Annotated in this window: 20 protein-coding genes; 9 read left to right on the top strand and 11 right to left on the bottom strand. The window is 67.4% G+C overall.

Going from position 1 to position 22668, the window contains the following annotated elements; genetic code table 11:
- A partial coding sequence (locus tag AC6LKD_RS28805; RefSeq protein ID WP_498118161.1) for a phage tail family protein occupies positions 1–2485 on the top strand: 2485 nt, incomplete at its 5' end.
- The gene (locus AC6LKD_RS28800; protein ID WP_498118160.1) at positions 2466–3092 is read left to right on the top strand and encodes a hypothetical protein; all 627 of its coding nucleotides are present in this window, start codon (positions 2466–2468) and stop codon (positions 3090–3092) included. The genes AC6LKD_RS28805 and AC6LKD_RS28800, both read left to right, overlap by 20 nt.
- A gap of 23 nt (positions 3093–3115) precedes the next feature.
- Here the strand turns inward: AC6LKD_RS28800 and AC6LKD_RS28795 are convergent, their stop codons facing one another.
- From AC6LKD_RS28795 to AC6LKD_RS28755, 9 genes are all read right to left on the bottom strand, one after another.
- Positions 3116–3466, bottom strand: a complete 351-nt coding sequence (locus AC6LKD_RS28795) for a hypothetical protein (RefSeq protein WP_498118159.1) — start codon at positions 3464–3466, stop codon at positions 3116–3118.
- A 20-nt stretch (positions 3467–3486) separates the two neighbouring features.
- Positions 3487–3849, bottom strand: a complete 363-nt coding sequence (locus AC6LKD_RS28790) for a hypothetical protein (RefSeq protein WP_492274239.1) — start codon at positions 3847–3849, stop codon at positions 3487–3489.
- Positions 3850–3858: 9 nt separating this feature from the next.
- The gene (locus tag AC6LKD_RS28785; protein WP_498118158.1) at positions 3859–4227 is read right to left on the bottom strand and encodes a hypothetical protein; all 369 of its coding nucleotides are present in this window, start codon (positions 4225–4227) and stop codon (positions 3859–3861) included.
- Positions 4220–4537, bottom strand: coding sequence for a hypothetical protein (locus AC6LKD_RS28780; protein ID WP_492274237.1), 318 nt, complete (start codon positions 4535–4537; stop codon positions 4220–4222). Before AC6LKD_RS28780 ends, AC6LKD_RS28785 begins: the two co-directional genes overlap by 8 nt.
- A 169-nt stretch (positions 4538–4706) precedes the next feature.
- A complete protein-coding gene (locus AC6LKD_RS28775; RefSeq protein ID WP_207469675.1) occupies positions 4707–5063 on the bottom strand; it encodes a hypothetical protein in 357 nt (118 codons plus the stop codon).
- On the bottom strand, positions 5056–5409 hold the full coding sequence (locus AC6LKD_RS28770) for a hypothetical protein (RefSeq protein ID WP_013396303.1): 354 nt from the start codon (positions 5407–5409) through the stop codon (positions 5056–5058). Before AC6LKD_RS28770 ends, AC6LKD_RS28775 begins: the two co-directional genes overlap by 8 nt.
- Positions 5410–5470: 61 nt before the next feature.
- Positions 5471–7855, bottom strand: coding sequence for a phospholipase D-like domain-containing protein (locus AC6LKD_RS28765; RefSeq protein ID WP_498118157.1), 2385 nt, complete (start codon positions 7853–7855; stop codon positions 5471–5473).
- Between the two features lie 37 nt (positions 7856–7892).
- Positions 7893–11198: a type VI secretion system Vgr family protein gene (locus tag AC6LKD_RS28760; protein ID WP_498118156.1), complete on the bottom strand. Its 3306-nt coding sequence runs from the start codon at positions 11196–11198 to the stop codon at positions 7893–7895.
- A gap of 26 nt (positions 11199–11224) precedes the next feature.
- Positions 11225–12067, bottom strand: a complete 843-nt coding sequence (locus tag AC6LKD_RS28755) for a hypothetical protein (protein ID WP_498118155.1) — start codon at positions 12065–12067, stop codon at positions 11225–11227.
- Positions 12068–12305: 238 nt separating this feature from the next.
- Between AC6LKD_RS28755 and AC6LKD_RS28750 the strand changes: the two genes are divergently transcribed.
- The 5 genes from AC6LKD_RS28750 (at position 12306) to AC6LKD_RS28730 (ending at position 20175) form a co-directional block, all read left to right on the top strand.
- A complete protein-coding gene (locus AC6LKD_RS28750) occupies positions 12306–13157 on the top strand; it encodes a M15 family metallopeptidase (protein ID WP_498118154.1) in 852 nt (283 codons plus the stop codon).
- A 28-nt stretch (positions 13158–13185) separates the two neighbouring features.
- Positions 13186–14574, top strand: coding sequence for a hypothetical protein (locus AC6LKD_RS28745; protein WP_498118153.1), 1389 nt, complete (start codon positions 13186–13188; stop codon positions 14572–14574).
- 119 nt (positions 14575–14693) lie between these two features.
- On the top strand, positions 14694–18398 hold the full coding sequence (gene tssM, locus AC6LKD_RS28740) for a type VI secretion system membrane subunit TssM (protein ID WP_498118162.1): 3705 nt from the start codon (positions 14694–14696) through the stop codon (positions 18396–18398).
- Positions 18395–19378: a type VI secretion system-associated protein TagF gene (gene tagF / locus AC6LKD_RS28735; RefSeq protein WP_498118152.1), complete on the top strand. Its 984-nt coding sequence runs from the start codon at positions 18395–18397 to the stop codon at positions 19376–19378. The genes tssM and tagF overlap by 4 nt, the downstream gene beginning before the upstream one ends.
- A gap of 2 nt (positions 19379–19380) precedes the next feature.
- Entirely contained in the window at positions 19381–20175 is a 795-nt protein-coding gene (locus AC6LKD_RS28730) for an OmpA family protein (protein ID WP_492274227.1), read from the top strand.
- Positions 20176–20230: 55 nt separating this feature from the next.
- Here the strand turns inward: AC6LKD_RS28730 and tssA are convergent, their stop codons facing one another.
- Positions 20231–21337 carry a type VI secretion system protein TssA gene (gene tssA / locus AC6LKD_RS28725; protein ID WP_013396312.1) on the bottom strand — a complete coding sequence of 369 codons (1107 nt, stop codon included), beginning with the start codon at positions 21335–21337 and terminating at the stop codon, positions 20231–20233.
- Positions 21338–21510: 173 nt separating this feature from the next.
- Here tssA and AC6LKD_RS28720 point away from each other — a divergent pair, with 173 nt between their 5' ends.
- Positions 21511–21762, top strand: a complete 252-nt coding sequence (locus AC6LKD_RS28720) for a hypothetical protein (protein ID WP_013396313.1) — start codon at positions 21511–21513, stop codon at positions 21760–21762.
- A 36-nt stretch (positions 21763–21798) separates the two neighbouring features.
- A complete protein-coding gene (locus AC6LKD_RS28715; protein ID WP_013396314.1) occupies positions 21799–22068 on the top strand; it encodes a PAAR domain-containing protein in 270 nt (89 codons plus the stop codon).
- Here the strand turns inward: AC6LKD_RS28715 and AC6LKD_RS28710 are convergent.
- A complete protein-coding gene (locus AC6LKD_RS28710; protein ID WP_498118151.1) occupies positions 22065–22508 on the bottom strand; it encodes a hypothetical protein in 444 nt (147 codons plus the stop codon). The genes AC6LKD_RS28715 and AC6LKD_RS28710 overlap by 4 nt on opposite strands.
- Positions 22509–22668: the final 160 nt, after the last annotated feature.

Raw genomic sequence — 22668 nt, 5'->3', positions numbered from 1 at the left:
CCCCACGGCGGCTGCGGCGGCAGATACGCAAGGCTCCGTGCTTGGCAGCGCGGGCGCCGCGCTTGCGAGCGGCGCGACTGCCGCATCCAAGGGCCTGTCGGCCGCAGCCGAGGGCGCGTCGGGCATGCTGAACCAGGCCAAGACCCTGGCCGGCGAAGCGCTCAAGCCCGTACAGGAATTGGGCGCGATGGCCGGCAAGACCCTCAAGGCCGCGAGCGATGCCGGCTCGGACCTGATGTCCGGCGCCATGACCAAGGCCGGCGGCATGGCCAAGACCGCCATGCAAAATGTGGCGCCCTCGTTCGCAAACGGCGCCGCGGCTTCGGCGGCAGGCAGCGCCACGCAATCCCTGGCCAGCATGGCAACGCCATCGCTGATGGATGGCGGCCTATCCACCATGACGCAGGGCGCAGGCGACGCGCTGGCCGGCGCCGTATCCATGCCCCAGGCGCTGACCGACGCGGCAGGCGCCGTGTCCAAGGCCGGAGGCATGGCGTCGCAGGCGTCGGACCTGGCCTCGCAGGCGTCCAGCCTCGCCACGCCGGCCGCGGGCGCCGGTCCATCCGCCTCGGGCGTGCTGTCGGGCGCTTCCGGCGCCGCCACGGCAATGGGCAACGCCACCGCCGCCTCCGCGCTGGGCGCCGCCTCCAGTCTGACTGCGGCCGGCAGCGGCGGCGTGGGATCCGCCATCGGCCCGGTCATGACCCAGGCCATGGGCGCCATGGGCGGCCGTCCCGCCGCGCTGAGCACGGCCGTGAACTCGCTGCTGACCATGCCCGACGTCAACCAGGGCAATCTGCCGGCGGTGGCGGGCGCGATCCTCAGCACGCCGGGCCTGACCGACTCCGCGATTCCGTCCGTGGTCGGCGCCATCCTGCAATCGCCCACGATCTCCAACGTCACGCTGCCCAAGGTGGCGGAGGCGATCATGAACATCCCCGCGGTGGCCAACTCGCCCTATCCGGCGATGGCCAAGCGGGTCATGGAAATGGCCGGCGTCAGCTTGCCCGGCCCCGTCGCCAAGCCTGCGGGCGCGCCCGGCGGCCAGGATGCAGGCGGCGCCGCCCCGGCCGGGACGCCGGATGCCGGCGCGCCCACGCCGTCCGCCTACCGGGCCAGGAGCGGCGCCAAGCTCCAGTACGTCAACCTGCGGGAAGAGGACGAGGTCTGGAACGACGGCCAGGCGCTCGACAGCCTGGACCGCCAGACCAACAAGCCCAGGATCCGCGTGCGCTTCAACAAGGGCGGCCAGCATCGCTTCAGCGTCAAGGTCAGCCCGCGTCCGGGCAATGCGGTGTACTCCGCGCGCGAGCAAAGCCGCCAGCCGCTGTATCGCGAACCCAACCAGCGCTCCTACAGCTACGTGACCGACGCCGACGGCACCAAGGTGGTCGACAACATCACCCTGCCCGCCGCCGGCCTGAACACTTATACGTTCGAGGTGGTGAACGACAAGAACCAGATCATCTCCACGGAACAGGTCGAAACCGCCCGCCGCCTGTATATCCAGGAGATCATGCTGCCCGGCCCCGAGACGCTGGCGCGCCGCCACGGCTTCCAGCCGACCGCGACGGAATACGCGCGGCACGGCGTGGACGTCGTGCAATTGCCGCCCGTCAGCACGCGCGGCGACGCCAACATGGACGTGTTCACGGACGACGGCTATGAACGCCTGCGCCGGCTGGCCGCCTCCGTCTACCCAGGGTCGCAGGGCCCGGACCACGAGCCCTATACGCTGGTCGTCTGCCACATCGACCGGCTGGCCTCGATGCTGCCCGTCCAGCCCATTTACGTGCAAGCCTCGGCCGGTCCCGGCGCGGGCGACAAGCAGGTGCAGTTCGTCGGCGCCGACGGCAACCTCAGCTTCCTGTGGTATCACATCGAGCCCGGCGTGGACTGGTACGTCGAATGCCTGTTCGAGTACACCGACCCCGCGGCCGGCCTCAGGCAGGTCGCCATACCCAAGGACCGCCTGACCCCGGTGCCTTACGACCCGGCGAATCCCAAGGCCTGCCACGCCCTCAACATCCGCATGGCGGGCCTGGTTCCCGTGCCGACCTCGGGCAAGATCATCCTGAAGGTCCGCTTGATGGAAAGCTCCGCGGGCGGCGTGGCATTCCCCGGCACCAACCTCCTTGGCGTGGCGGCGATGAGCCCCTGGGAACCCAACACGCTGGATTATCTGCAGCAGACGCTGGTACACGAGATCGGCCACCTGATCGGCATGACACCCAGCGGGCCCGAGTGGGCTCGGGCCCACCCGGACGAAGCCGAAATGGACTCGTCCAAACTCGACAAGGGTCCGTATTTCTATTCCCAGTTCGGCAACCACTGCCACTTCGGCCTGCCCGCCAGCCAGGCCGATCCCAGCCACACCGGCTCCTGCGTCATGTTCGGCGGCGACTGCGTCAGCATCCGCTTCTGCGCCAGCTGCGCCCAGGCCGTACGCAAGACGGACATGTCCAATGGCTGGCCCTCGTTCTGACGCGCGGCGCCGCCTGGCGCCGGCACTGGCCCTGCTGCTCGCGGCCGCGATGGCCATGGCCGCGCCGGTCGCCGCCACGGCCGCGCGCCCCACCCCTCATACCCAGAAGACCACGATGAACACCGACTGGATCGATCCGCCCTCGTTCGCCACCGCCCCCATCGGCACGGTGAACGACCACGCCTGCATCCCGCCCAACCATGGCAGCGACGACCAGCTCAACATCGCCGCGCCCGCGCGCGTGCGGCCGCAGGCCTCCGGCGCGCTGGTCATCCCGGTCTGCGCGCAAGGCATCATTCCCGTATCGCAGAACCAGAAGCTGCCGCGTTTCGTCGCCGTCAATACGCAGACCAAGGCGGTCTACGAAGGCGTGGCCTACGAATACAAGCCGCGCAAGCGGCCCGGCATGGAGGTGGACGAAATCCCCAGCTCGCGTCCGCCCAAGGGCATCCCCATCAGCCCGGGCATCAGCGTCGGCACGCAGTTCAGCACCGACCTGGCGGCGCAGGTGCAGCTGCCGAAGGACCCGGCGGTCTACGAGGTGTATATCGAATCGAACGGCGTGCGCTCGAATACGGTGAAGATCGAAGTGCAGGCGGCGAAGTAAGCGGCCTGTTTGCGGCAGCTACCTCAGCCGCCAGACTGGCGGCGCGGGCGGTTCCAGATCGCACCGCCCCATATCCAGCCCGCAAGGGCCAGCGCCAGCATCGCGATCATGAATTCCACCCGGTGCTGCTGCGGCACGGGATTGAGGTGGGACAAGGTCAGGAAAGGCTCCACCGACAGGAGCTCGGTAGCCGCAAGCGAACTGAAAAACATCGCCAGCACCAGTCCCGTAAAGCGCGGACGCGTGCCGCTCGTCTCCTTCTCGCCCGTGACGAACCAGAGCAGGCGGATAAGTTGTATCGCCGTCGCGGCGAACGGCACGCAGATGGCCAATGCCAGGGCCCCAAACGCAAGAAGATCGTAGATCGAGATCATGCGTCGAACCTGGCCGGCGGCTAAGAAGCGCGGACCCCGATCATGCGCAGCACGCGGTCCCGGATCGACCGCCCATAAGCCCAGCACCAGACGGCCAGCGCCAGCATCGCAACGGTGAAGTAAGCCCTGGCCTCGATCGGCACCGGGTTCATCGCCGAGATCGTCAGAAAGGGTTCGTAGCCCACGAAGTCGCTGGCAGCCAGGGTACTGAAGACCAGCGCCAGCACCGGTCCCGTGAAATGCGGCCGCTCGCCGCGCGTGGCTTTGTCGGCCCAGAAGGACCAATGGATGTAACGGCTCAGCTGGATGGTCACGGCGAACAGCGGAATGACGACGGCCAGCAGCAGGACGAAAAGGGCAACGAGGACTTGGGGCGGAAGCATGGCGGGATTTTAGCCGCTGTGGCGAAGGGCGCGGCGCCCGATACGCGCGCGCAACGCCAGCCCGAACACCGCCATTCCCATCGACAGGGACAGCAAGCGCAAGGCTTCCAGCGCCTTGTCGAAATACTCCGGCTTATCGAACTGGGCGGCGACGCCATAGCCGAAGATGGCATACGCAATGCAAGCCAGCAGAAACACCGCCATCAGCGCAATCGTGGCATCGCGCACGGCGCGCCACGCTCTGGGCGACAGCCCCGGAAGGTTGGACTCCACGCACAGCAGGATTCCAGCGCCCCACCAGAGCGGAACTATCTGGAAAATCCCCCAGGCCAGCAACTCGCCGGACTGCAGGACATTGGCGGGATATACCTCATTCATGGCCGCGCTCCCGCTTCGCCATTCTCCGATGGACCAGCAGGACGATCAAGGCGGTAAGTAGAGACGGGCTCATGTACGGCATCAGCCCAAGCAGCGGGAACTCGTAGCCGCTGTCATGGTTGGTCGCCAGCCAATAGAACATACCCAACAGGGCCAGCGCAAAAACCCAGACGGCCAGCATTCCAGCCGATATCCCGCGTCTGAAGGACCGCGTCCCCAGCCGGCCAAAATGCTGGGGCCACCGGCAGATGATCAGCGCCAGGACGCCCGCCGCCGGCACCAGGTAGGCCGTCGACTGGGCCATCAACATGCCAGACTCGGCAATCGCAGCAAGGACCGCGCGCAAATTCTTCTCCCTGGGCTAGAACCGATGCTCTCAGCGCAATCTGTGGCGCAGTGTCGGGCCGATCAGCGACAGGATCAGCGATGGCCCCAGATGATAGGGCAATCCGAGCGGCAGCGGGGACTGGAGCACGGCGTCATGAGTTCTGCCTGGATCGACGATGAATCCACAGCACAACTCCTGCCAATGCCAGGACGATCGACACCCACATCGTGGACAAGGTGCGTAGAGTAAGGTTCGTAAACCCGTGATCGTCGAAATAAACAGCCACTGCCGAACCGTATATTGCGTAGACAACTACGTACACCAGAAACAGCGCCATCAGCGCCACGATCACATTCCGCAAAAGACGCCAGGTCGTCGAACGCAACAATGGCAAGTCGGACTCGATACACAATAGCAAGCCGATGACCCATACCACGGGCAGCAACGATATCGTTTCCGTGGCGAAGGTCTCTCCCGCCTTTAGCAACGTAAGCGGAACGTCAATCATCCTCTTCGCCTCTCGCGCGAGTCTTGTATCGGACGATCAATCCGATCAGAGACAAGACCAGCGACGGCGCCATATAGGCAAGAAAAGCGATCAGGACGAAACCATGCTCCCGGGAGTAGCTCCGCGAAACATAGAAGAGCAGAAAAGTTCCCACGATTGCCAACAGCCATACGGCCGCCATGACTATCGCGAGGCCCGTACGCGAGGCCGACGATCCCAACACGCCGAAGCGACGCGGCCAGACATGAACCGCAATCCCCACGACGCAGACTAGCGGGAGCACGTACACCAGGGCGTACGCGGTCTGAAACGCCATATCGGCAGCCCAGATCAAGAACTCACGCACGACTTGTCTCCTAGGGCGTCAACTGGCGGCACCCATTGCCGCACTGCGAACAAGAACCTCATCATGCGGCCTGTTCTTCTCTCTTGTTTTCAAGAATATCTTCCTTAGGCTTATTCGTCTGCTCCGCAATGACGCTATCCAGGACGCGTCCCGGCGGCTTCGGCGTATCGCCTTCGCCAGCTCCCCACGCCAAGGGCATTTCAACGAAAAACCCTTTAACTTTGGAACGCAAATAGGCAATTGCCTGTTCGATCTTATGCTCTGAATTCGCCATGTACGTCGGCTGCAAATCAGGCAACTTGGTGAAATCGTATTTCCCAGAGGGCGGACCGTCGACCAGAATATAGCCATCACGCAGCTTGCCGTCCGGCCCGACATTGCCGATTGGAACGCCATTCACCTCGTACTTCTTGACCTGTGTATAGATCGGAGGGAATGCTTTCCGTCCATCCAGGAGCTTGCGGAAACTGTTGCGAGGCGTATGCCGGAAAACAGCGCTGTATGCCTCACGGTTATCGTGTGCGAGCCTCTGCAAAGCCTGGATGCAGGAGGGATCCAAAGGTCTCTCCAGGCTGATTCCTTGCGGTACCCCGCCGGCTTTCTGGACGCCCGTCGAGCCGCTCTCGACCATCATGCCAAAGTGCTTGCGCCAGAGCTTCATGCGCAGGTCTCGGGCGAATTTCCGCGTCACGACTCTCACGCCAGCGCCAACGTCGGTCATCGCAGCCCCGTCGTCGTCCACTACCACGGCGGCCAGTTCGGTATCGCCGTTCCCGTTCAGGCTGCGATCGTTGATATTCGCGCTGCCGATGATGGCGACCGCATCGTCGACGATGGTCAGCTTGCTGTGTACGTAGACCATCTCCGTAACAACACCCAGACGTGTCGAACCGTAATTCCGCAGATTCAACACCGTCAGGTACTTGCGCCATTCGTCCGCCATGCCCCAATTGGCAAGCGCAACAGCTATGTCCGCGTTCGTCTGGGCTGGCTGAGCCACCTTCCTGGTCTTGCTGTGCTTGGCGTACAGCGTGGCGTTGATTCGATGCACCAGGCTGTTGCGCGCGCGCTTGACGCCCTGTAGCGCCCACCACGTCTGGGAGAGGGTCGCCGGCTCTTCCAACAGGCCTTCCGGATGCTCGGGCAGTACCAGCCACACATGGAAGGGCCGGTCCGCATAGATGGCTGCCCCTATCGCATTGGCCAGTTCCGGAATGATGGGATTCGTCCCCGGCGAAGTTTTCTTGCCGAGCTGATCCACCCCGCAATCGGAAATGAAGAACTGATTCTCGATGTAGATGTAGGCCTGCGCCGACCGGATGCTGTTGACCATCGCATCCCGGATGCTGGTCTGATGGTTGGCCGCCCACTTCGCCCGGGCGGCCTGAACTATCTTGCGGCGCTTCGGGTTGGGAGTCTTCCAGTCGTCGTTGACGTACTTGTAATTGTCGCCCCAGAGTTTCAGTTCATCCTGCAACTGTTGCGACGAGGCCGAACGGCATATCTGCACCGTGGCATTGCCGCTGCCGCGCGTCTGCGGATCAAGCAAATGCTGAGACCCTTTCGCCCGGTCGAACCAACTCGCATCCATGCTTGGATCGAACACATTGGTACCCGCGCGCGCGAAGCTGTTCCAACGCAACACGAAGTTCAGAAAAACGTCGAAGGCCGCTGGTCCCTCGACTTTCATGGCCACGTCTTCCCATGGCTCCCGCGGCTGCCGCAAGGGATCGAGCAGAGTTCCGCCCAACGGAGGCTCAAATCCCGGCAGTCCCCCTGAGGCCCGGGTGAGGTCCAGTTCTGACTGGGTCGGCTTCCTGGCTGCCACAAGCTGCGCGTTGTACGCGTCGTTCAGCACGTGTATCTTCGGGTCGATGACGACATCGAAGGACGGCGTTTCCCAGCGGCCGTAGGCCAGATCGATTCCGCCTAGAAATGCTTTTTTTCCGTCCACCAGCACGAACTTTTGATGATGGGAAAAAAAAGTGTTTGTTGCAGGAACCCGCCCCGTATTGGCATATTGCAGCATGACACGGATAGAACCCTTGCCCTTGGGCAAGCCATGCAACATGTCCTGTGTCGTGTCATCGTGCGTATCTAGAGCCATACTGATCGAATCGTAAAGCAGGATACGAACGTGCACCCCGCGCTCGATCGCGGCCGCCAGCAACGAAGACAAACGCCCCGGATGGCCCTCCTCGCCGCGCCGCTCCAGTTCCACGTCGTAGTCCATCTGCCAGTCAGCGATCATGATGAAGCTTTGCGCCCCGCGGATCGCGGCCGCCACGGCCGCCATGTAGTCCCGGCCGGTGATGTAGGACTCGCAGCGGTTGCCATACCGCGGCATGGCGAAGGGCTGGTTCAGGTCGAAGTACTGGCCCGATACCGTCGTCATCGTGTCCGGGACGATCTGCGCGGTGTACTGGTCTATGTCGAGTTTATCCATGGCCTTTTTCTTGAACGCAAGCCGGCGGGCGGCTGCCTTATGCCTTCGTCTTGGGTTTGAGCGTCTCCATGCCCTGCGCCGACCCGTCGGCCAAGGCATGCTCGGACAGCCAGTCGGCGTGCGCCGTGTCCAGTTCCGAACCCTTGCGCGCAAAATTCAGGGCATCGAGGATCCGCTCCGACGTCGCCTGTTCCGAGGTCGTCGTCCAGCGCGCCGGTGTCATGGCTTGCGCGGTCAGGCCGCTGATCAGCCACACACGGCCGGGATTCGCCATCACTTCGCTGTGGACCGCGTACTGCTGCGCTTCCGACAGGTCGAGTTCGCCGCTGGCGGGCGTCTTCCCTTCGCCCAAGACCTCGGACCACACCGAGGAATCGAACACCTGGGGATTGATGCGCCCACCCTGCTGAACCACGTTCAGTTCCGCAGGCACCTTCACGATGCGCCAAGTCTCGCCTTCCGGCGCGATGCCGTGCGCCCCCGGCATGTCCTGCAGGCGCAGCGCCAGCTTCATCGGTGCGGGCGCGCTCTGCACGAACACGGGCAGGGCATAGGACATCTGGTCCGGGCCCGCAAACTGCTTGTTCCCCGTCTTCACATCGATCCGCCCCGGCGCGGTCACCGTGATGTTGCCGCCTTCCAGCACGATGCTGGCGCCGGCCGCGGTGGCGATGCGGATGCGCTTGGGCGCGGCGTATTCGACAGAGGTCTGCGCGCTGCCGATGGTGATGTCCTTCTGCGCCTGCACGCGCAGGATGTCGTGCTGGGCCTGAACGTGGACGTCGCCGGTGGCGGAGATCAGGTCCAGGCCGGAATCCGCGCCGCCCTGCTGCAGGCCGGCGACGATGCCCAGGCCCTGCCCGGTATGCACGCGCAGCGCGCCCATCACGGCCAGGTTCTGGTCCTTGCCGGCAGACCAGTGCACGGTCTCGCCGGCGGCGTATTGCATGTGTTCGCCGGCGACCTGCGCCAGGCCGGCGCGCGCGGCCATCAGCACGACCGGATCGGTGAGGTGCGGCACCTTGCCGTCGGCCGCCTGCGTGTGCTTGGCCGAGGCGTCGCCGCGCGCGCCATCCAGGCTGTCGCCCGCAACGGTGCCGGACACGGCACGATGCATGGCCGCGAGCGGCGCCTTGCCATCATCCAGCACACTGGCTTCGGGCCCCCTGGAGCCGAGCGCACTCGCCAGCCGCAGGCCCTGGTGCGCGCCGACCACGCCGTCCAGCGAACGCGCCATCTGGTCGGCCTGGCTGGCCAGCGCCTGCAAGCCCGCGGCTTCGCCTGCGGGGCCGGCGGTGGCGCCGGTCCCGGCGTAGGTGCTGAGCAGCACGCCCGCGCCGCCGCGCACGGCGCCGTAAGCGTCCGTACGCAACTCGGCGCCCAGGCCGCGCAGGCCGCCGCGGTAGTTGCCAGCCTGATGGATCAGGTGGCCCAGGTTCAATTCACTGGCTTCCTGGCTGCTCTTGATCTGCAAACGCAGTTGTCCGTCGCTGTCGTCGAACACGATCTGGTTGTAGCCCGAGCCGCCGAACTCCTTGCTCTTGAAGCCGCTGAGCGCGGCGGCGTTGCGGTGGTTTTCGTCGCCGCCGGCCGCGCCATGCCAGGCGGGCGCGTTGCCTCCCGCCAGGTTCGCCTGGGCGCTGGGCGCGGTATCGCGCGCGGCGGCGTAGACCTGGGTGTCGGCCTGGCCGCCGTCGCGGCCGCCCGGCGTGGCGGGCGTGCCGCCCTCGCCGCGGCCGTTGTACAGCGCACCCACGACGATGGGCTGGTCCACGTCATCGTCCAGGAAGCGCACCAGCACCTCCTGGCCGATGCGGGGCACGAAGCTCATGCCCATGCCTGCGCCCGATTGGCGCTGCGCCACGCGGGCCCAGCGGCTCTTGGCCAGCCCCTCCGCGCCGTCGGCCTGCCAATGGAAACGGATGCGCACGTCGCCGCGCTTGTTGCGCAGGATCTCGTCCTGCTCCCGCGGTTGCGCCGCGCCGTCCGCGTCCGTGACGATGGCCGTGTGCACACCATGGACCGAAGGCGCGCCGCTCAGGCGCGCGCCGCGCGCCTGCGGCAGGGCCGGCCGCCAGGGACGGTCGCAACGCACCGCCTGGAAGCGGTTGGCGTAGCCGACCTCGCGTGCTTTCGCCAGCACGTCAGCGTCGGGCCGCGCCGGATCGGCGCCCGCGCGCGCTGCGCCTGGCGCGTCGGGCGCCTCGGCATCCAGCGCCAGATGCGCGTCCAACCCGCCCAGACGCTGTGCCAGCGAGGCGCGGGTCTCGGGCGGCAGGTTGTTGATGCCGACGTGCTCGACCCGGTCCAGCGCGAAGGCGGGTTCGAAGCCCTCTTCAGCGGCGGGGCCCAGCGGAGACATGTTCTGCAAGGTGAAGCGCGTGCCGGAACGGAAGGTACGCACGCCGCCCAGGCCGACAAAGGTCTCTGCAGCGGCCTGCACGGCGTCCATCGCCAAAGTCGCCTGGCGCCGCGCTTCGGCCTCATCGGCAAAGCTGCCGTGGCCGGCTACCTCGTACCATTCCAGGCCGGCGTCCTCGCCGCCATCGGCGGGACGCGCCAAGGCCTCGGCCGCCACCGCGCGCTTGCCGCCGCCGTGCCAGCCCAGGACAGTGACGCGGTCCGGGCCGCGCCGCCACTGGCGCGCCAGGGCCTGCACGGTGTCGCGCGATTCGGTCGCGGCGGCGCGATGAAAGCGCACGCCGCCGCCCGCGGACTCGGCGTCCTCGGCCAAGCCACGGCTGTCGGCGAAGATCAGCGCCACATGCCGCGCGGGGACTTCGGGATCCTCGACCACCGTCCAGCCCAGTCCCGCTTCGGCCAGCAGGCGGCTGATGAAGGCGTAATCGGTTTCGCGGTACTGCGTGGTGTAGGGGCGCGGCGCCAACCCTGCGAGCGCTTCGGACGCGTCCGGCGCCACGCGATGCACATAGCCTTCGTACGCGCCCAGCACGTGGCCGATGATGTCCAGTATCGGGCGCGCCTCGAACATGCGGCTGTTGCGCTGCTGCGTGGCCAGCCACAGCCAGGGCGCGACCGTCAGGCGGTAACGCGCCAGGCCCGCGTCGCCCGACAGCAGTTCGGCTTCGCGGATCAGGCCGCTACGGCCCGTCCGGCTGCCGTCGGCGCGCGTGGTCCACAAGGTCACGGGGCGTCCGATCATGTCGCGCAAGTCCAGGCCGGCGTTGTCGGCCAGCGCGACTACGCGCGTCTGGGCGATGCCCGACAGGGCCTCGCGCGCGATCCAGCCCTCGACCTGCAGCGAGGCGAGCGCGCCCTCGCCTTCCAGGCTGTAGAGGCGGGCGTCGGAACTGAACAGGCCGGGCGTTGCAGTCGGATCCATTGCAGGAAAAAACCTTCTCTGAAGACTCAGGGTTCGACCTGGGCTTGCGGATTGGGACATTCGGGCGCAGTGCCCCAATAGCCCGAACACACGCGCAAGCGGCATTGCTCGCTTTCCAGGAAACCCAGCTTGCGGCATTGCTCCAGGCGCGCCGCCAGGGGCGAGCCCGGCAGTTCGCGGACGAAGACGCCGTCGTTCTTGTAGACCTTGGTGCCGGGCGGCGATGCGGGCGGCAGGCCGTAGGACATCAGTGCCGCCAGCAGCGCGGCGTCGGAATCGTTGCGCGGCGTCTTGGCGCGCTGCGGCGCGGCCTGGGACGGCGCCTTGGGCGAAGTTTGCGGCGTGTTCGTGCGCGCGCCGCCATTGGCGGCATGCTCCGCGCGTTGCACCGTTGGCCCAGCCGCCTTGGGTGCGGCGGCCTGCGCCTGCACCGCGGCGCGAGGCGGCGGCGCGGCGGTGACAGCCAGCGCCGACAGGGGATTCTCGGGCATGCGCTCCTCATCGGCAGTGGGACGTCCCAACTGCGCCAGGGGATGGTCTTCGATGACGGCCGCGGATGAAGGCTGCATGCCGGGATCGGCGGCGGCCACTCGGGCAGTCGGCGTGGGCGCAACGGCGGCGGGCGGCACCGATTGCGCGGCCGGCGGGGTGGATTCAGCGAGCACAGGCAGCGGCGGCGTATCGAACACGCTGTACAACACCGCGCCCGCGGCGCCTGTCAGCAACAACAGCAGCAAGGCCTGCGGCAAGCGGGAACGGCGCTTGGGCGCCAGGTGCTTGACCTCCGCATCCGGCGCGCGGCCCTCGAGCGCGGCGAGGATGCGCGAGGCCGCGCGTTCATCCGGTGACGGTGAGCGTCCTGCGAGCAAGCTGGGAACAGAGGTCGGTGATCGCGATCTTTTTTCGTCTTCTGCCATGCGAAGTCCCGTGTCTGCAGGGATGGTCTGCACCCCTGTAACCAAGGGGTTCGAGAATACCTGATGACTTCTTCCGCATCACCGTTTCTTGTTACGAGTTCTAAGTCACGGACGCGTTTTGCAACGTCCAAGCGCTTGCCTGAATCTCAAATAGAACAAAAGATTACGCCTTCGTAACTGAGGGACCTCCTTGCTGCTCCTGCTGCCTCTCTACTTTCTACTCGCCATCGGCGTCTCCGCGTTGTTCGTCTTCCCCTCTCTGCGGGAGGCCGCAGCACGGGGAGCGCGCGCGCTCGCGCAGGGGATACGCCAGGGTGTGACGCGCGGCGCGGGTCACGCCGGCGGGGCCGTGGGCGGCTCGGCGCAGGCGCTGCGCACGGGCGTCGGAAAGGCTGGCGGCGCGTTTTCGGCCTACCGCTGGCACATCGCCGCGGGCCTGCTGGTCGTGCTGCTTCCGTCACTTTTCGCTTTCGTCATGCGACACAATCACACATTTGTTTACGACGATCGGACCGCTGGTCCGGACCCTCGCATACAGGCGTTGTTGACCGGCGAAAGACTGGTCCCGCCGCCCCCTCTGCCGCCTGAAGTCTTCACTACGCGCGAAGTGGAATTGGTGCGTCCCAACCTGGGCGGCGCCAGCCGCGACTGGAACCTGCTGGACGCCGATTACCGCCAGCGCCTGCTGGCCGCATACCGCGTGATGCGCGAAGAGCACGGCTACGAGATGGTGCTGATCGAAGGCTATCGCAGCCCGGACCGCCAGGCGGAACTCGCGAAGATGGGCTCGCACGTGACCAATGCCGGCGCTTATCAGAGCTACCACCAGTTCGGCTTGGCCGCGGACAGCGCCTTCCTGCGCGACGGCAAGGTGGTCGTATCCGAAAAGGACCCCTGGGCGATGCGCGGCTACGAACTGTTTGGCGAAACCGCCGAACGCGTCGGCCTGACCTGGGGCGGCCGCTGGAAGATGATGGACTTCGGCCACACCGAACTGCGCCGACCCGGCGTCATGCGGCGCAACGGCGAGGCCGCGCAATGATCAACTCCGCAAACGTCAGATCGCATCGATGACCCGCATACTCAAAACCGGGCTGCTGCTGGCCCTAGTCTTCGGCGTGGTCTGGCTCGCCGTCATCATCTGGTGGCAGGAATCGCGCACGCTGCCCACGGGCGTGGACATCGGCCTCTATCTGTTCGCGCTGCCGCTGGCGCTGATTGGCGCGGCCTGGGGCGGCGCACGCATCATGCGTGCGCGCCGCGAGGCGCGAGCCGCGCCGGCGCAACCCGCGCAGGACGGCGCCGCGCAGGCTGCCGAGCCCGTACCCGAGGCCGCGCGCCTGCGCGTGCTGGCCAGCGCGGCCAGTGCTGCGACGGGCAGCGAGCCCGCCGCGATCCACGCGGCGCTGGCTGTGCAGCAGCGTCCGGACCTGGATCCCTCTTTCAAGAACACGCAGGGCTTTCCGGTCTTCAGCGCGCGCGCGCCGCAACTCGATACCGATGCGCTGCGCGCGGCAGCGCGCGAAGCCGGCGCCCCGGCCGCCGCGCTCGAAGAAGAGCGCCTGCGCGCAACCGCCCTGCTGGCGGAGGTAGTGGAGACGCTGTCGCAGGAGGCGCGCGGCATCGTGCTGAATCAGGGCGAGCCGCAACGCGACGAAGCCTGGCCGCTGCTGCAGCTGGAATTGCTGCTGCCGGCCGAATGGCCCGACGCCGTGCGCGACCATGCCGCGGACCAGGCGCGCGCGGCCGCGGCCTGGCCGGCCAGCCGCATCGTCCAGCGCCTGCACGCCGCGCCAGACGCACTCGCCTGCGACGGCCTGCTGCGCCAGCTGGCGCAGGAACCGCTGACCGCGCGCAGCGCCGCGCTGCGCCTGGTCGCTGTCGCCGACTCCTACATCGATGCCACGCGCGTTGAGCGCTGGGACGCCGCCGGCCGGCTCATGTCCAACACCAATCCACAGGGCCAAGTCCCCGGCGAAGCCGCGGCCGGCCTGTTGCTGGACTTGGCCGCCCAGGCGCCCGGCGGCGAGCCCGCGCCTGGCGACTTCGCGCTATCCCTGATCCTGTCGGCGCAGGCACAGCGCGCGGTCGCCGCCGACGCGCGCGGCGCGCTGCATGAACCCGGCCTGACCGAATTGGCCACGCGGTTCCTGGCGGAGCATGGTCAGCCCGCCGACGGCGTGGTATCGCTGATCAGCGATGCCGACCACCGCGGCAGCCGCCCGCTGGAGACCGCTGGCCTGGCCTCCGCGCTGTTTCCCGCGCTGGATCCGAACCAGGACTGCCTGGCAGTCGGCTCCGGCTGCGGCCACACCGGCGCGGCCGCGCATCTGCTGACCGTGGCCATCGCGGGCGTCGCCTGCGCCCAGGCCGGCGCGCCCGTGCTCGCCCTCATGACCCAGGACCCGGCGCTGCGGACGCTGGTGCTGGTGTCGCCCTCCGAACCCCTCCCCGCCTGACCCACAAGAACATAGCTCAAACCATGCGCAGCCCCTCCGATCTTCTATCCGGCACCTCCCGCGCCATCAGCGAAGGCCGCCATTGGTCTTCGCGCGCGCTGGCCAATCCGCGCACCTTCATGGCGCTGGGACTGCTGGCCCTGGTGGTATTCCTGTTCCTGTTCGCCGACACGGTAGAGATCGGCCTGGCCTGGGCCGGCATCGCCCTGGGCGTATGCGTGCTGCTGTGGCTGTGCGCCTATCTGTGGCGCCGGCGGCGCACCCGCAAGGCCAACAAGAACCTGGGCGACATGCTGGAGCAGCAGGTGCAGACCGGCGCGGCTGCCAACCGCAACGACGTGGAAGCGCTGCGCACGCGGCTGACGCAGGCGGTGCGCACCATCAAGACCTCGAAGATCGGCCAGACCTCGGGCAACGAAGCCCTGTATGAGCTGCCCTGGTACATCGTCATCGGCAACCCAGCCGCGGGCAAGAGCAGCGCCGTAATCAATTCCGGCCTGCAGTTTCCCTTCGCCGACAAGAACGGCGCGGCGGTGCGCGGCGTGGGCGGCACGCGCAACTGCGACTGGTTCTTCACCACCGAAGGCATCCTGCTGGACACCGCCGGCCGCTACTCGGTGCACGAAGAAGACCGCAACGAATGGATGGGCTTCCTCGACCTGCTCAAGCGGCACCGTCCCAAGGCCCCCATCAACGGCATCATCGTCGCCGCCAGCATCGACGAGCTGACGGGCGCGGGACCCGAGTTCGCGATCAACCTGGCCAAGAACCTGCGCCAGCGCGTGCAGGAACTGACCGACCGCCTGGAAGTGTTCGCGCCGGTCTACATCATCTTCACCAAGGCCGACCTGATCTCGGGCTTCAGCGAGTTCTTCTCAGACAGCGACCAAAGCGAGCGTGACCGCGTGTGGGGCGCGACCCTGCCCTATGGCGCCGAGGAAAACCGCGACGTGCTGGCGCTGTTCGACAGCCGTTTCGACGAGCTGTACGAGGGCCTGAAGGAAATGGGCACGGCGCAGATCTCGCTGCGCAACAGCCGCGACCTGCCGCCGGGCCTGCTGACGTTTCCGCTGGAATTCGCCGGCATCAAGCCGGCGCTGCGGACCTTCCTGTCGACGCTGTTCGAGACCAATCCGTTCCAATACAAGCCGGTGTTCCGGGGTTTCTACTTCACCAGCGCGCTGCAGGAAGGCGTCACGCAAAGCACTTCCACCGAGCGGCTGGCCGAACGCTTCGAGCTGCGTCCCGCCACGCGCGCGCAGACGCGCAGCGTGACCTCCAACAACGGCTTCTTCCTGCGCGATCTGTTCTCCAGCGTGATCTTCGCCGACAAGAAGCTGGTGCGCCAGCACGCCAGTCCGGCCAAGACGCGCATGCGCTACCTGGCCTTCTTCGGCCTGGTGCTGGCGCTGGGGCTGGTGCTGGGCGGTTGGAGCTGGTCCTACCTGGGCAACCGGCAACTGGCGCAGAACGTGCAGGCCGATCTCGACAAGGTGGTGCGCCTGCAAAGCGAGCGCACCGACCTGCAAAGCCGGCTGGAAGCGATGGAGATCCTGCAGGATCGCATCGAGCAGCTGGACCGCTATTCCTCCAGCCGGCCGTGGTCGCTGGGGCTGGGCCTGTATCAGGGCGACGTGCTGAAGGAGCGCCTGCTGGCCGAGTACTACAACGGCGCGCGCCAGTTCATGCTGGCGCCGGTGAAGACCAGCCTGGAGGACTTCCTGGCCAAGGTCGACACGTCCGCCACCGCGGCCAGCGGCGGCGCGCCCCAGCCTGCGCCGCAGCAGGCCCGCGCCGCCCACGCGGCGGGCGGCGACACCCTGTTCCAGGACGCCTCGCCCACCAACGCCGACGACGCCTACAACGCGCTCAAGACCTACCTGATGATGGCGAATCATCAGCATGTGGACCCCACGCACCTGTCCGACCAGATCACGCGCTTCTGGCGCGGCTGGCTGGAGACCAACCGCGGCGCCATGCCGCGCGACCAGCTGATCCGCAGCGCCGAGCGCCTGATTTCGTTCTATGTCGGCCGGGCGCAGGACGAAGGCTGGCCGCAGATCGACACCAATCTGGCGCTGGTCGAGAAGACCCGCGGCAGCCTGCGCGCCGTGATGCAGGGCATGCCGGCGCGCGAACGCGCCTATGCCACCCTCAAGGCGCGCGCCGCCACCCGCTTCCAGACCATGACGGTGGCGCGCATCGTCGGCGAGAACGACGCGGGCGTGGTCGCCGGCAGCTATGCCATCCCCGGCACGTTCACCCGCGAAGCCTGGGAGCAGTACATCCAGCCCGCCATCGGCGAAGCCGCCAAGAAGGAAGTGCAGACCAGCGACTGGGTGCTGGGCGTGAACGCCCGCGACGACCTGACGCTGGAAGGCAGCCCCGAGCAGATCCAGAAAAGCCTGGCGACGATGTACAAGACCGAGTACGCCGAGGAGTGGCAGAAATTCCTGCGCGGCGTGACGATCAAGCCCTTCACCAGCTTCGAGCAATCAGTGGGCGCGATGAACCGCCTGGGCGATCCTCAGACCTCGCCCATCGCCAAACTCATCAACACCACCTATGAACAGACCTCCTGGGACAACCCCTCGCTGATCAACGCCGGGCTGCAGCAGGCGCAGAGCGGCGTCGTGGGCTGGTTCAAGCGCGTCATCCTGCGCCAGACGCCGCCGTCTGCCGCGCCCGCCACCGCCGCCAATGGCGAGGCGATTCCGATGGGTCCGGTGGGACGCGAATTCTCCGACGTGGCGCGCCTGGTGGTCACGCGCGACAACCAGTCGCTGCTGGGCAACTACATGGGCGCGCTGTCGAAGATCCGCACCCGCTTCAACCTGCTGAACAACCAGGGCGACCCCGGCCCCGGCGCGCTGACGCTGATGCGCCAGACGCTGGAAGGCAAGGACTCGGAGCTGGCCGACGCGCTGAAGCTGGTGGACGAGCAGATGCTGGCCGGCATGTCGGCGACGCAGCGCGAGACGCTGCGTCCGCTGCTGGTGCGCCCGCTGATCCAGGCCTATGCCGTGACCATGCAGCCGGCGGAATCCGAGCTGAACAAGGTCTGGAACGCCCAGATCTATCGCCCGTTCAACCAGACGCTGGCCGAGAAGTATCCCTTCGCCAGCCGCGCCAGCGTCGAGGCCAGCAGCGATGAAATCGGCCAGGTGTTCGGTCCGCAGGGCAGCATCGCCAAGTACGTCAACGACACGCTGGGCCCGCTGACCGTGCGCCGCGGCGACATCCTCACGGCGCGCACCTGGGGCGACATGGGCGTGAGCCTGCAGCCCACCTTCACCGCCAACTTCGCACAGTGGGTGGCCCCGCTCTCCGGCGGCGCGGCCGGCAGCGGCGCAGCCAGCCAGCCGCAGACGCTGTTCCAGATCCAGCCCAAGCCCGCCGCCGGCGTGACCGAGTACACCATCGAGATCGACGGACAGCAGCTGCGCTACCGCAATACGCCGCCGCAATGGGTCAATTTCGTGTGGCCCAACGCCCAGGGCGCCCCCGGCGCGCGCATCACCGCCACCACCTTCGATGGCAGCGTGGTCGAGATCGTCAACGAGCCCGGCCGCTTCGGCCTGGAGCGCCTGATCGCCACCGCCCAGCGCACCGCCAACGCCGACGGCAGCTTCAACATGAGCTGGGGTAAATCCAACGTGACGGTGCCGGTGAAGCTGCGCATCATCAGCAACGCCCAGGCGCCCGGCGCCGGCGGCAGCGAGCCCGGCGGCAGCCAGGGCCTGCGCAACCTGCGCCTGCCCTCGTCCGTGGTCGGCGCCTCTCCCGAATCCTCCGCCCAGACGCAACCCGGAGCGCCGCAATGAGCAACCCGCAGTCCCCCTTGTTCCGCACGGCCTACTTCGGCAAGATTCCCAGCCGCGGCGATTTCGTGAAGAACACCTCGCATCCGCAGCTGATGGCCACGCTGGACGCCTGGGTCGCCAACACCATGGAGATGCTGGCGCAGGAACCGCACTGGAAGGCGCTGTACGACGAGGCCGAGCCCATGCCGTTCGCCATCCTGGGATCGCGCGGCAAGCTGGCCATCGCGGGCCACCTGCAACCCAGCCAGGACCTGTCGGGCCGCCGCTATCCCTTCCTGTCCGCCACCTCGGTGGAAGTCCAGAAGCCGCTGGCCTTTATCGCCCGCAGCCCCATCGCCTTCAGCCGCATGTGGAACCGCATGAGCGGCACCGCCGCACTGCTGATGCAGGACGGCGATCCCGCCTCGGCGCTGCAGGCCCTCAACGAATTGGAAGGCGAGATCCGCACCGCGGCCGACGACGGCTTCGACGCCTTCGTCGACCTGCAGACCGTGGAACGGCTGGAAGCGATGCTGCGCGGCAACGGCCACGCCGCGCGCGTGCATGACATCATCCTGGCGCTGGGCATCCTGCTGGGGCCGGTGATGTCCAGCGGCTCCTCGCAGCTGGACAAGGGCTTGTCGCTGCCGCTGCCGGACGATCCGCTCTATATCAATCTGGTGGCCGCCTACTGGATGACGCTGATCTCGCCCTTCCTGTCGCGCGCCGACTTCGAGATCACCATCTTCATCGGCCGCATCGCCGGCAAGCACCGGCTGGCCGTGGATTTCCGCGGCGCCTCGCCGCAGACTCTGGCCAGCCTGCTGTCCACGCCGCAGGCCTATGCCGAACAGCACATCGTGCTGGAGGACGCGCCCTGGGTCCGCAACCACGTGTCGGCCAGCCATGGCCTGGCCAAGCTGTCCAGCTACCTGGACCAGCCGCGCCTGTCCTTGCGCCTGGCGCTGGACACCTTTCTCGAAGTCTTTACCGGAGCCTGACCATGCGCCTCTCATTTTTGCTCATGGCGGCGCTGTATGCCTGCACGGCCGCGGCCCAGGACGCGGCCACGGTGGTGCCCGCCAACGTCATTCCCCAGCCCGGCCAGGTCGTGGCCAGCGGCGCCGTGCCGGACGAAGCCACCAAGGCCGATGTGCTGGCGCGGCTGCAGCAGGTGTACGGCGTGGGCAACGTCATCGACCAGATCGACGTGGGCGGCGTGGTCGCGCCGCCCAACTGGTCCGAGCATGTCGGCAAGCTCATCGGCCAGCCGCTCAAGCAGATCAACCGCGGCCAGCTGGAAATCGACGGCACCCAGATCCGCCTGCGCGGCGAAGTGCAGAACGAAGCCTCGCGCCAGCAGATCGCCAGCGCCTTCGCGACCTCGCTCAACCCCACCTACAAGATCGTCAACGGCTTGCGCGTGTCGGCCAGCAAGGACGAACAGGGGCTGCTGGACCAGGTCCTGACCAACCGCGTGGTGGAATTCGAGACCGGCAGCGCCACGCTCACCACGCGCGGCCGCGAACTGCTGGACAAGGTGGCGGACGTGGTGCCCAAGCTGCACAGCGACAAGGTGCAGATCATCGGCCATACCGACAGCTCCGGCAGCCGCAGCACCAACCTGGCGTTGAGCCAGGCGCGCGCCGATGCGGTCAAGACCTATCTGGTGGACAAGGGGCTGCCGCCCGCGCGCTTCGAGACGCTGGGAGCCGGACCTGACCAGCCGCTCGCCACCAACGCCACCGCGGAAGGCCGCGCCAAGAACCGCCGCATCGAGTTCCGCGCCAGCCGCTAGCAGCCTGGCGCCAGGCCGGCCCGCAGGGGCCGGCTCATGCAAGCAATGACTACGCTCAGCCGTTGTGGTCCGGCGGCTTGGGCACGCCCAGCAGCTCTTCCAGTCCGGACAGCGCGTCGCCGTTCTTGAGGACCGTGCGCAGCCACAGGTGCAGTGACATCTCGCCCCAGCTGGCGGCCTTGTCGGCCAAATAGGCCACGGGGCTGTGAGGCTCGGTGCGGCGGAAGAACTCCGCCACTTCGCGCAGCTGCGCCAGCGCCTGGTCGCGCGTTTGCAGCGGGCCGCGCGCAGGCGCGGACGCGGGCGCGGCGGGTACGGGATCGGCTGTGGACAAGGTCGGCTCCATCCGGGCGGTTGCGGGCGCGGCGGGGGCAGCGGCCGGCGCCGCGGTATCCGCGCGCACCAGCAGCCCGGCGTCGCGGGCGAAGCGGCGGGTCAGTTCGGTCACGTCGCGCAGCGCGTCGCGCACCGGCGAAAAAGCCGGGCCTTCGTCGCCCAGGCGCTCCGCCAGGGTCTGCTCCAACGTGTCCACCGCCGCGAAGCAGCTTTGCAGATTGCCTTCCAGTTCGGAGTAAAAGGCCGGCGGCGTGTCGCGGCGCGCGGCATCGAACTGATCCAGAGTGAGCTTGCCCCGGGTGATCTCGGCGGCATTCTGCGGCGCGCGCTTGACCGCATTGGCCAGTTGCGAGGCGCTGTCCCACAAGGCCGCGCCATAGCGTCCGCCTTCGGACTGCGTCAGCGGCAGTTCGCGGATCAGCTGTTGCGAGCGCGCCAGCAGCCAGGCCAGATTGCCCACGCGCTGCTGCACGTCGCCCTCGTCCGGCACGGGATGCAGGCCGTCCCAGTAGTGGCGGCACAGGCCGTCCACCAGCAGATAGCCATCGCGCAGGCCGGCAAAGCCGCGCGTCTTGGCCCAGGCTTCGGCCAGCCAGGCGGCCACGCGCACGTCCTTGCTCTGTTCGCGCAGCACCGTGGTGCAGATGCGGATGACTTCCGGCCAATCGGCCTCTTTGATGGCTATGACCCAATCGCCCTGGTCCAGGTTCGGATCATCGTGGCGGCGGGCTTCGCGTATGGCGTCGAACTCGGCGGAAAACACCAGGTCGGCGCCGCAAGGCGCATCGCCCGCAATGGGCTGCAGCAGTGTGTCGATATCGCTCATATTGGTCTTGTCGGATGGCAGGATCGCGGCCGCCGGCCCCTGGGGCGGGCTACGCGAAGAGGACCGATCCTCCCATATCTGTAACGGCGTTGCGTTTGAAGATGACACGTCCTATTACAAAACGCATCACGGACCGTGGATATCATGCGGGTTCCTCAGGACAAGGATGCGCGATGAACAAGTCATTCCACATGATGCCCGACGGCCGCTTCATCAACGGCAAGCCGCGCCGCTGCCCGGACGGCAGCTACGTCGGCGACGGCGGCCCCATCACCCGCGCGCCGGACGGCACTTACGTCGCCGGCAAACCGCAGCGCGCGCCCGACGGCCGCTACCTGGGCGGCGACGGTCCGGTCCGCATGGCGCCCGACGGCACGTTCGTCATCGGCACGCCGCGGCAGGCTCCGGACGGCACCTATCTGTAAGCACACATAACCAAACCAACAGGGCAACAGGCAGCCATGGCGCAGCTATCGGTAATACGCAAGGGCGATCGCACCTCGCATGGCGGCGTGGTCGTCACGGGCGACGAAACAGTCATGATCTTCGGCCAGCCCATGGCCCGGCTGGGCGACCGCGTCACCTGCCCCAAGTGCGGTGGCAGCCACACCATCGTCGAGGGCGCGGCCGCCGTCAGTTCCGACCGGCGCACCGCGTTGGAAGGCATGAAGACCTCCTGCGGCGCGACGCTGATCGCCAGCCAGCAGTTCTACCGTCTGGAGCAGGGCTAGGCCGCAGACCGCGCGAACGCGCGCCGCAGTCCCAGGCGCAACGCCAGCACCGCGAACGCGATGGGCAGCACCATGTGCAGCTGCGCCACGAACAATTCCATGGTGGCCTCGCCCGGCGCCCAGGTATTGCCGAACACCTGCGGCGCCGGCGGCGCCAGATATAGCGCGACCAGCGCGGCGGCCAGCGTCGCCGCGCCCCGCCATGCGGCCGAGGCGCGCACCCGCGCCATGCGCTCGGCCAGCGCCAGCGCCAGCACGCTGGCCAAGCCCGCCAAGGCGGAATCGACGTAGAACTCGAACGGCCCGTACAGAAAGGGCGCTTCCGGAATCATCAAACCGTAGGCGTCGGTCTTCAGCACCGACGTCAGGCAAGCGCCAAAGAGCGCCGCGGCGGCGGACAGCAGCAGGAAATCACAGACACGCAGTAGCAGTTTCGGCATGATGGGGCGGGAATGCGCCGCGTGTAGCGGCGGGGGCGGGCGCCAACACGCCCCAAGAGGGCGCCCCCCCCCTCCCCCCCACCAACCCCCCTTCGCGGCCCCCCCCCCTCCCTTCGAGAAAGGCCGCCCGTCTCCCCCACCCCCCCCGTCAAACCCCCAC

Source organism: Achromobacter sp. D7-1 (genome assembly GCF_059760445.1).
The sequence above is the reverse complement of the archived record's forward strand: the minus strand, read 5'-3'. Positions and strand labels throughout refer to the sequence as shown.

Coding starts and splice junctions, on each gene's coding strand:
- tssA (WP_013396312.1), bottom strand. CDS start 21,337: ATGAGCGATATCGACACACTGCTGCAGCCCATTGCGGGCGATGCGCCT.
- tagF (WP_498118152.1), top strand. CDS start 18,395: ATGAGCAACCCGCAGTCCCCCTTGTTCCGCACGGCCTACTTCGGCAAG.
- AC6LKD_RS28745 (WP_498118153.1), top strand. CDS start 13,186: ATGACCCGCATACTCAAAACCGGGCTGCTGCTGGCCCTAGTCTTCGGC.
- AC6LKD_RS28730 (WP_492274227.1), top strand. CDS start 19,381: ATGCGCCTCTCATTTTTGCTCATGGCGGCGCTGTATGCCTGCACGGCC.
- AC6LKD_RS28795 (WP_498118159.1), bottom strand. CDS start 3,466: ATGATCTCGATCTACGATCTTCTTGCGTTTGGGGCCCTGGCATTGGCC.
- AC6LKD_RS28710 (WP_498118151.1), bottom strand. CDS start 22,508: ATGCCGAAACTGCTACTGCGTGTCTGTGATTTCCTGCTGCTGTCCGCC.
- tssM (WP_498118162.1), top strand. CDS start 14,694: ATGGCGCTGGGACTGCTGGCCCTGGTGGTATTCCTGTTCCTGTTCGCC.
- AC6LKD_RS28765 (WP_498118157.1), bottom strand. CDS start 7,855: ATGGATAAACTCGACATAGACCAGTACACCGCGCAGATCGTCCCGGAC.
- AC6LKD_RS28720 (WP_013396313.1), top strand. CDS start 21,511: ATGAACAAGTCATTCCACATGATGCCCGACGGCCGCTTCATCAACGGC.
- AC6LKD_RS28800 (WP_498118160.1), top strand. CDS start 2,466: ATGGCTGGCCCTCGTTCTGACGCGCGGCGCCGCCTGGCGCCGGCACTG.
- AC6LKD_RS28790 (WP_492274239.1), bottom strand. CDS start 3,849: ATGCTTCCGCCCCAAGTCCTCGTTGCCCTTTTCGTCCTGCTGCTGGCC.
- AC6LKD_RS28760 (WP_498118156.1), bottom strand. CDS start 11,198: ATGGATCCGACTGCAACGCCCGGCCTGTTCAGTTCCGACGCCCGCCTC.
- AC6LKD_RS28785 (WP_498118158.1), bottom strand. CDS start 4,227: ATGAATGAGGTATATCCCGCCAATGTCCTGCAGTCCGGCGAGTTGCTG.
- AC6LKD_RS28780 (WP_492274237.1), bottom strand. CDS start 4,537: ATGTTGATGGCCCAGTCGACGGCCTACCTGGTGCCGGCGGCGGGCGTC.
- AC6LKD_RS28775 (WP_207469675.1), bottom strand. CDS start 5,063: ATGATTGACGTTCCGCTTACGTTGCTAAAGGCGGGAGAGACCTTCGCC.
- AC6LKD_RS28715 (WP_013396314.1), top strand. CDS start 21,799: ATGGCGCAGCTATCGGTAATACGCAAGGGCGATCGCACCTCGCATGGC.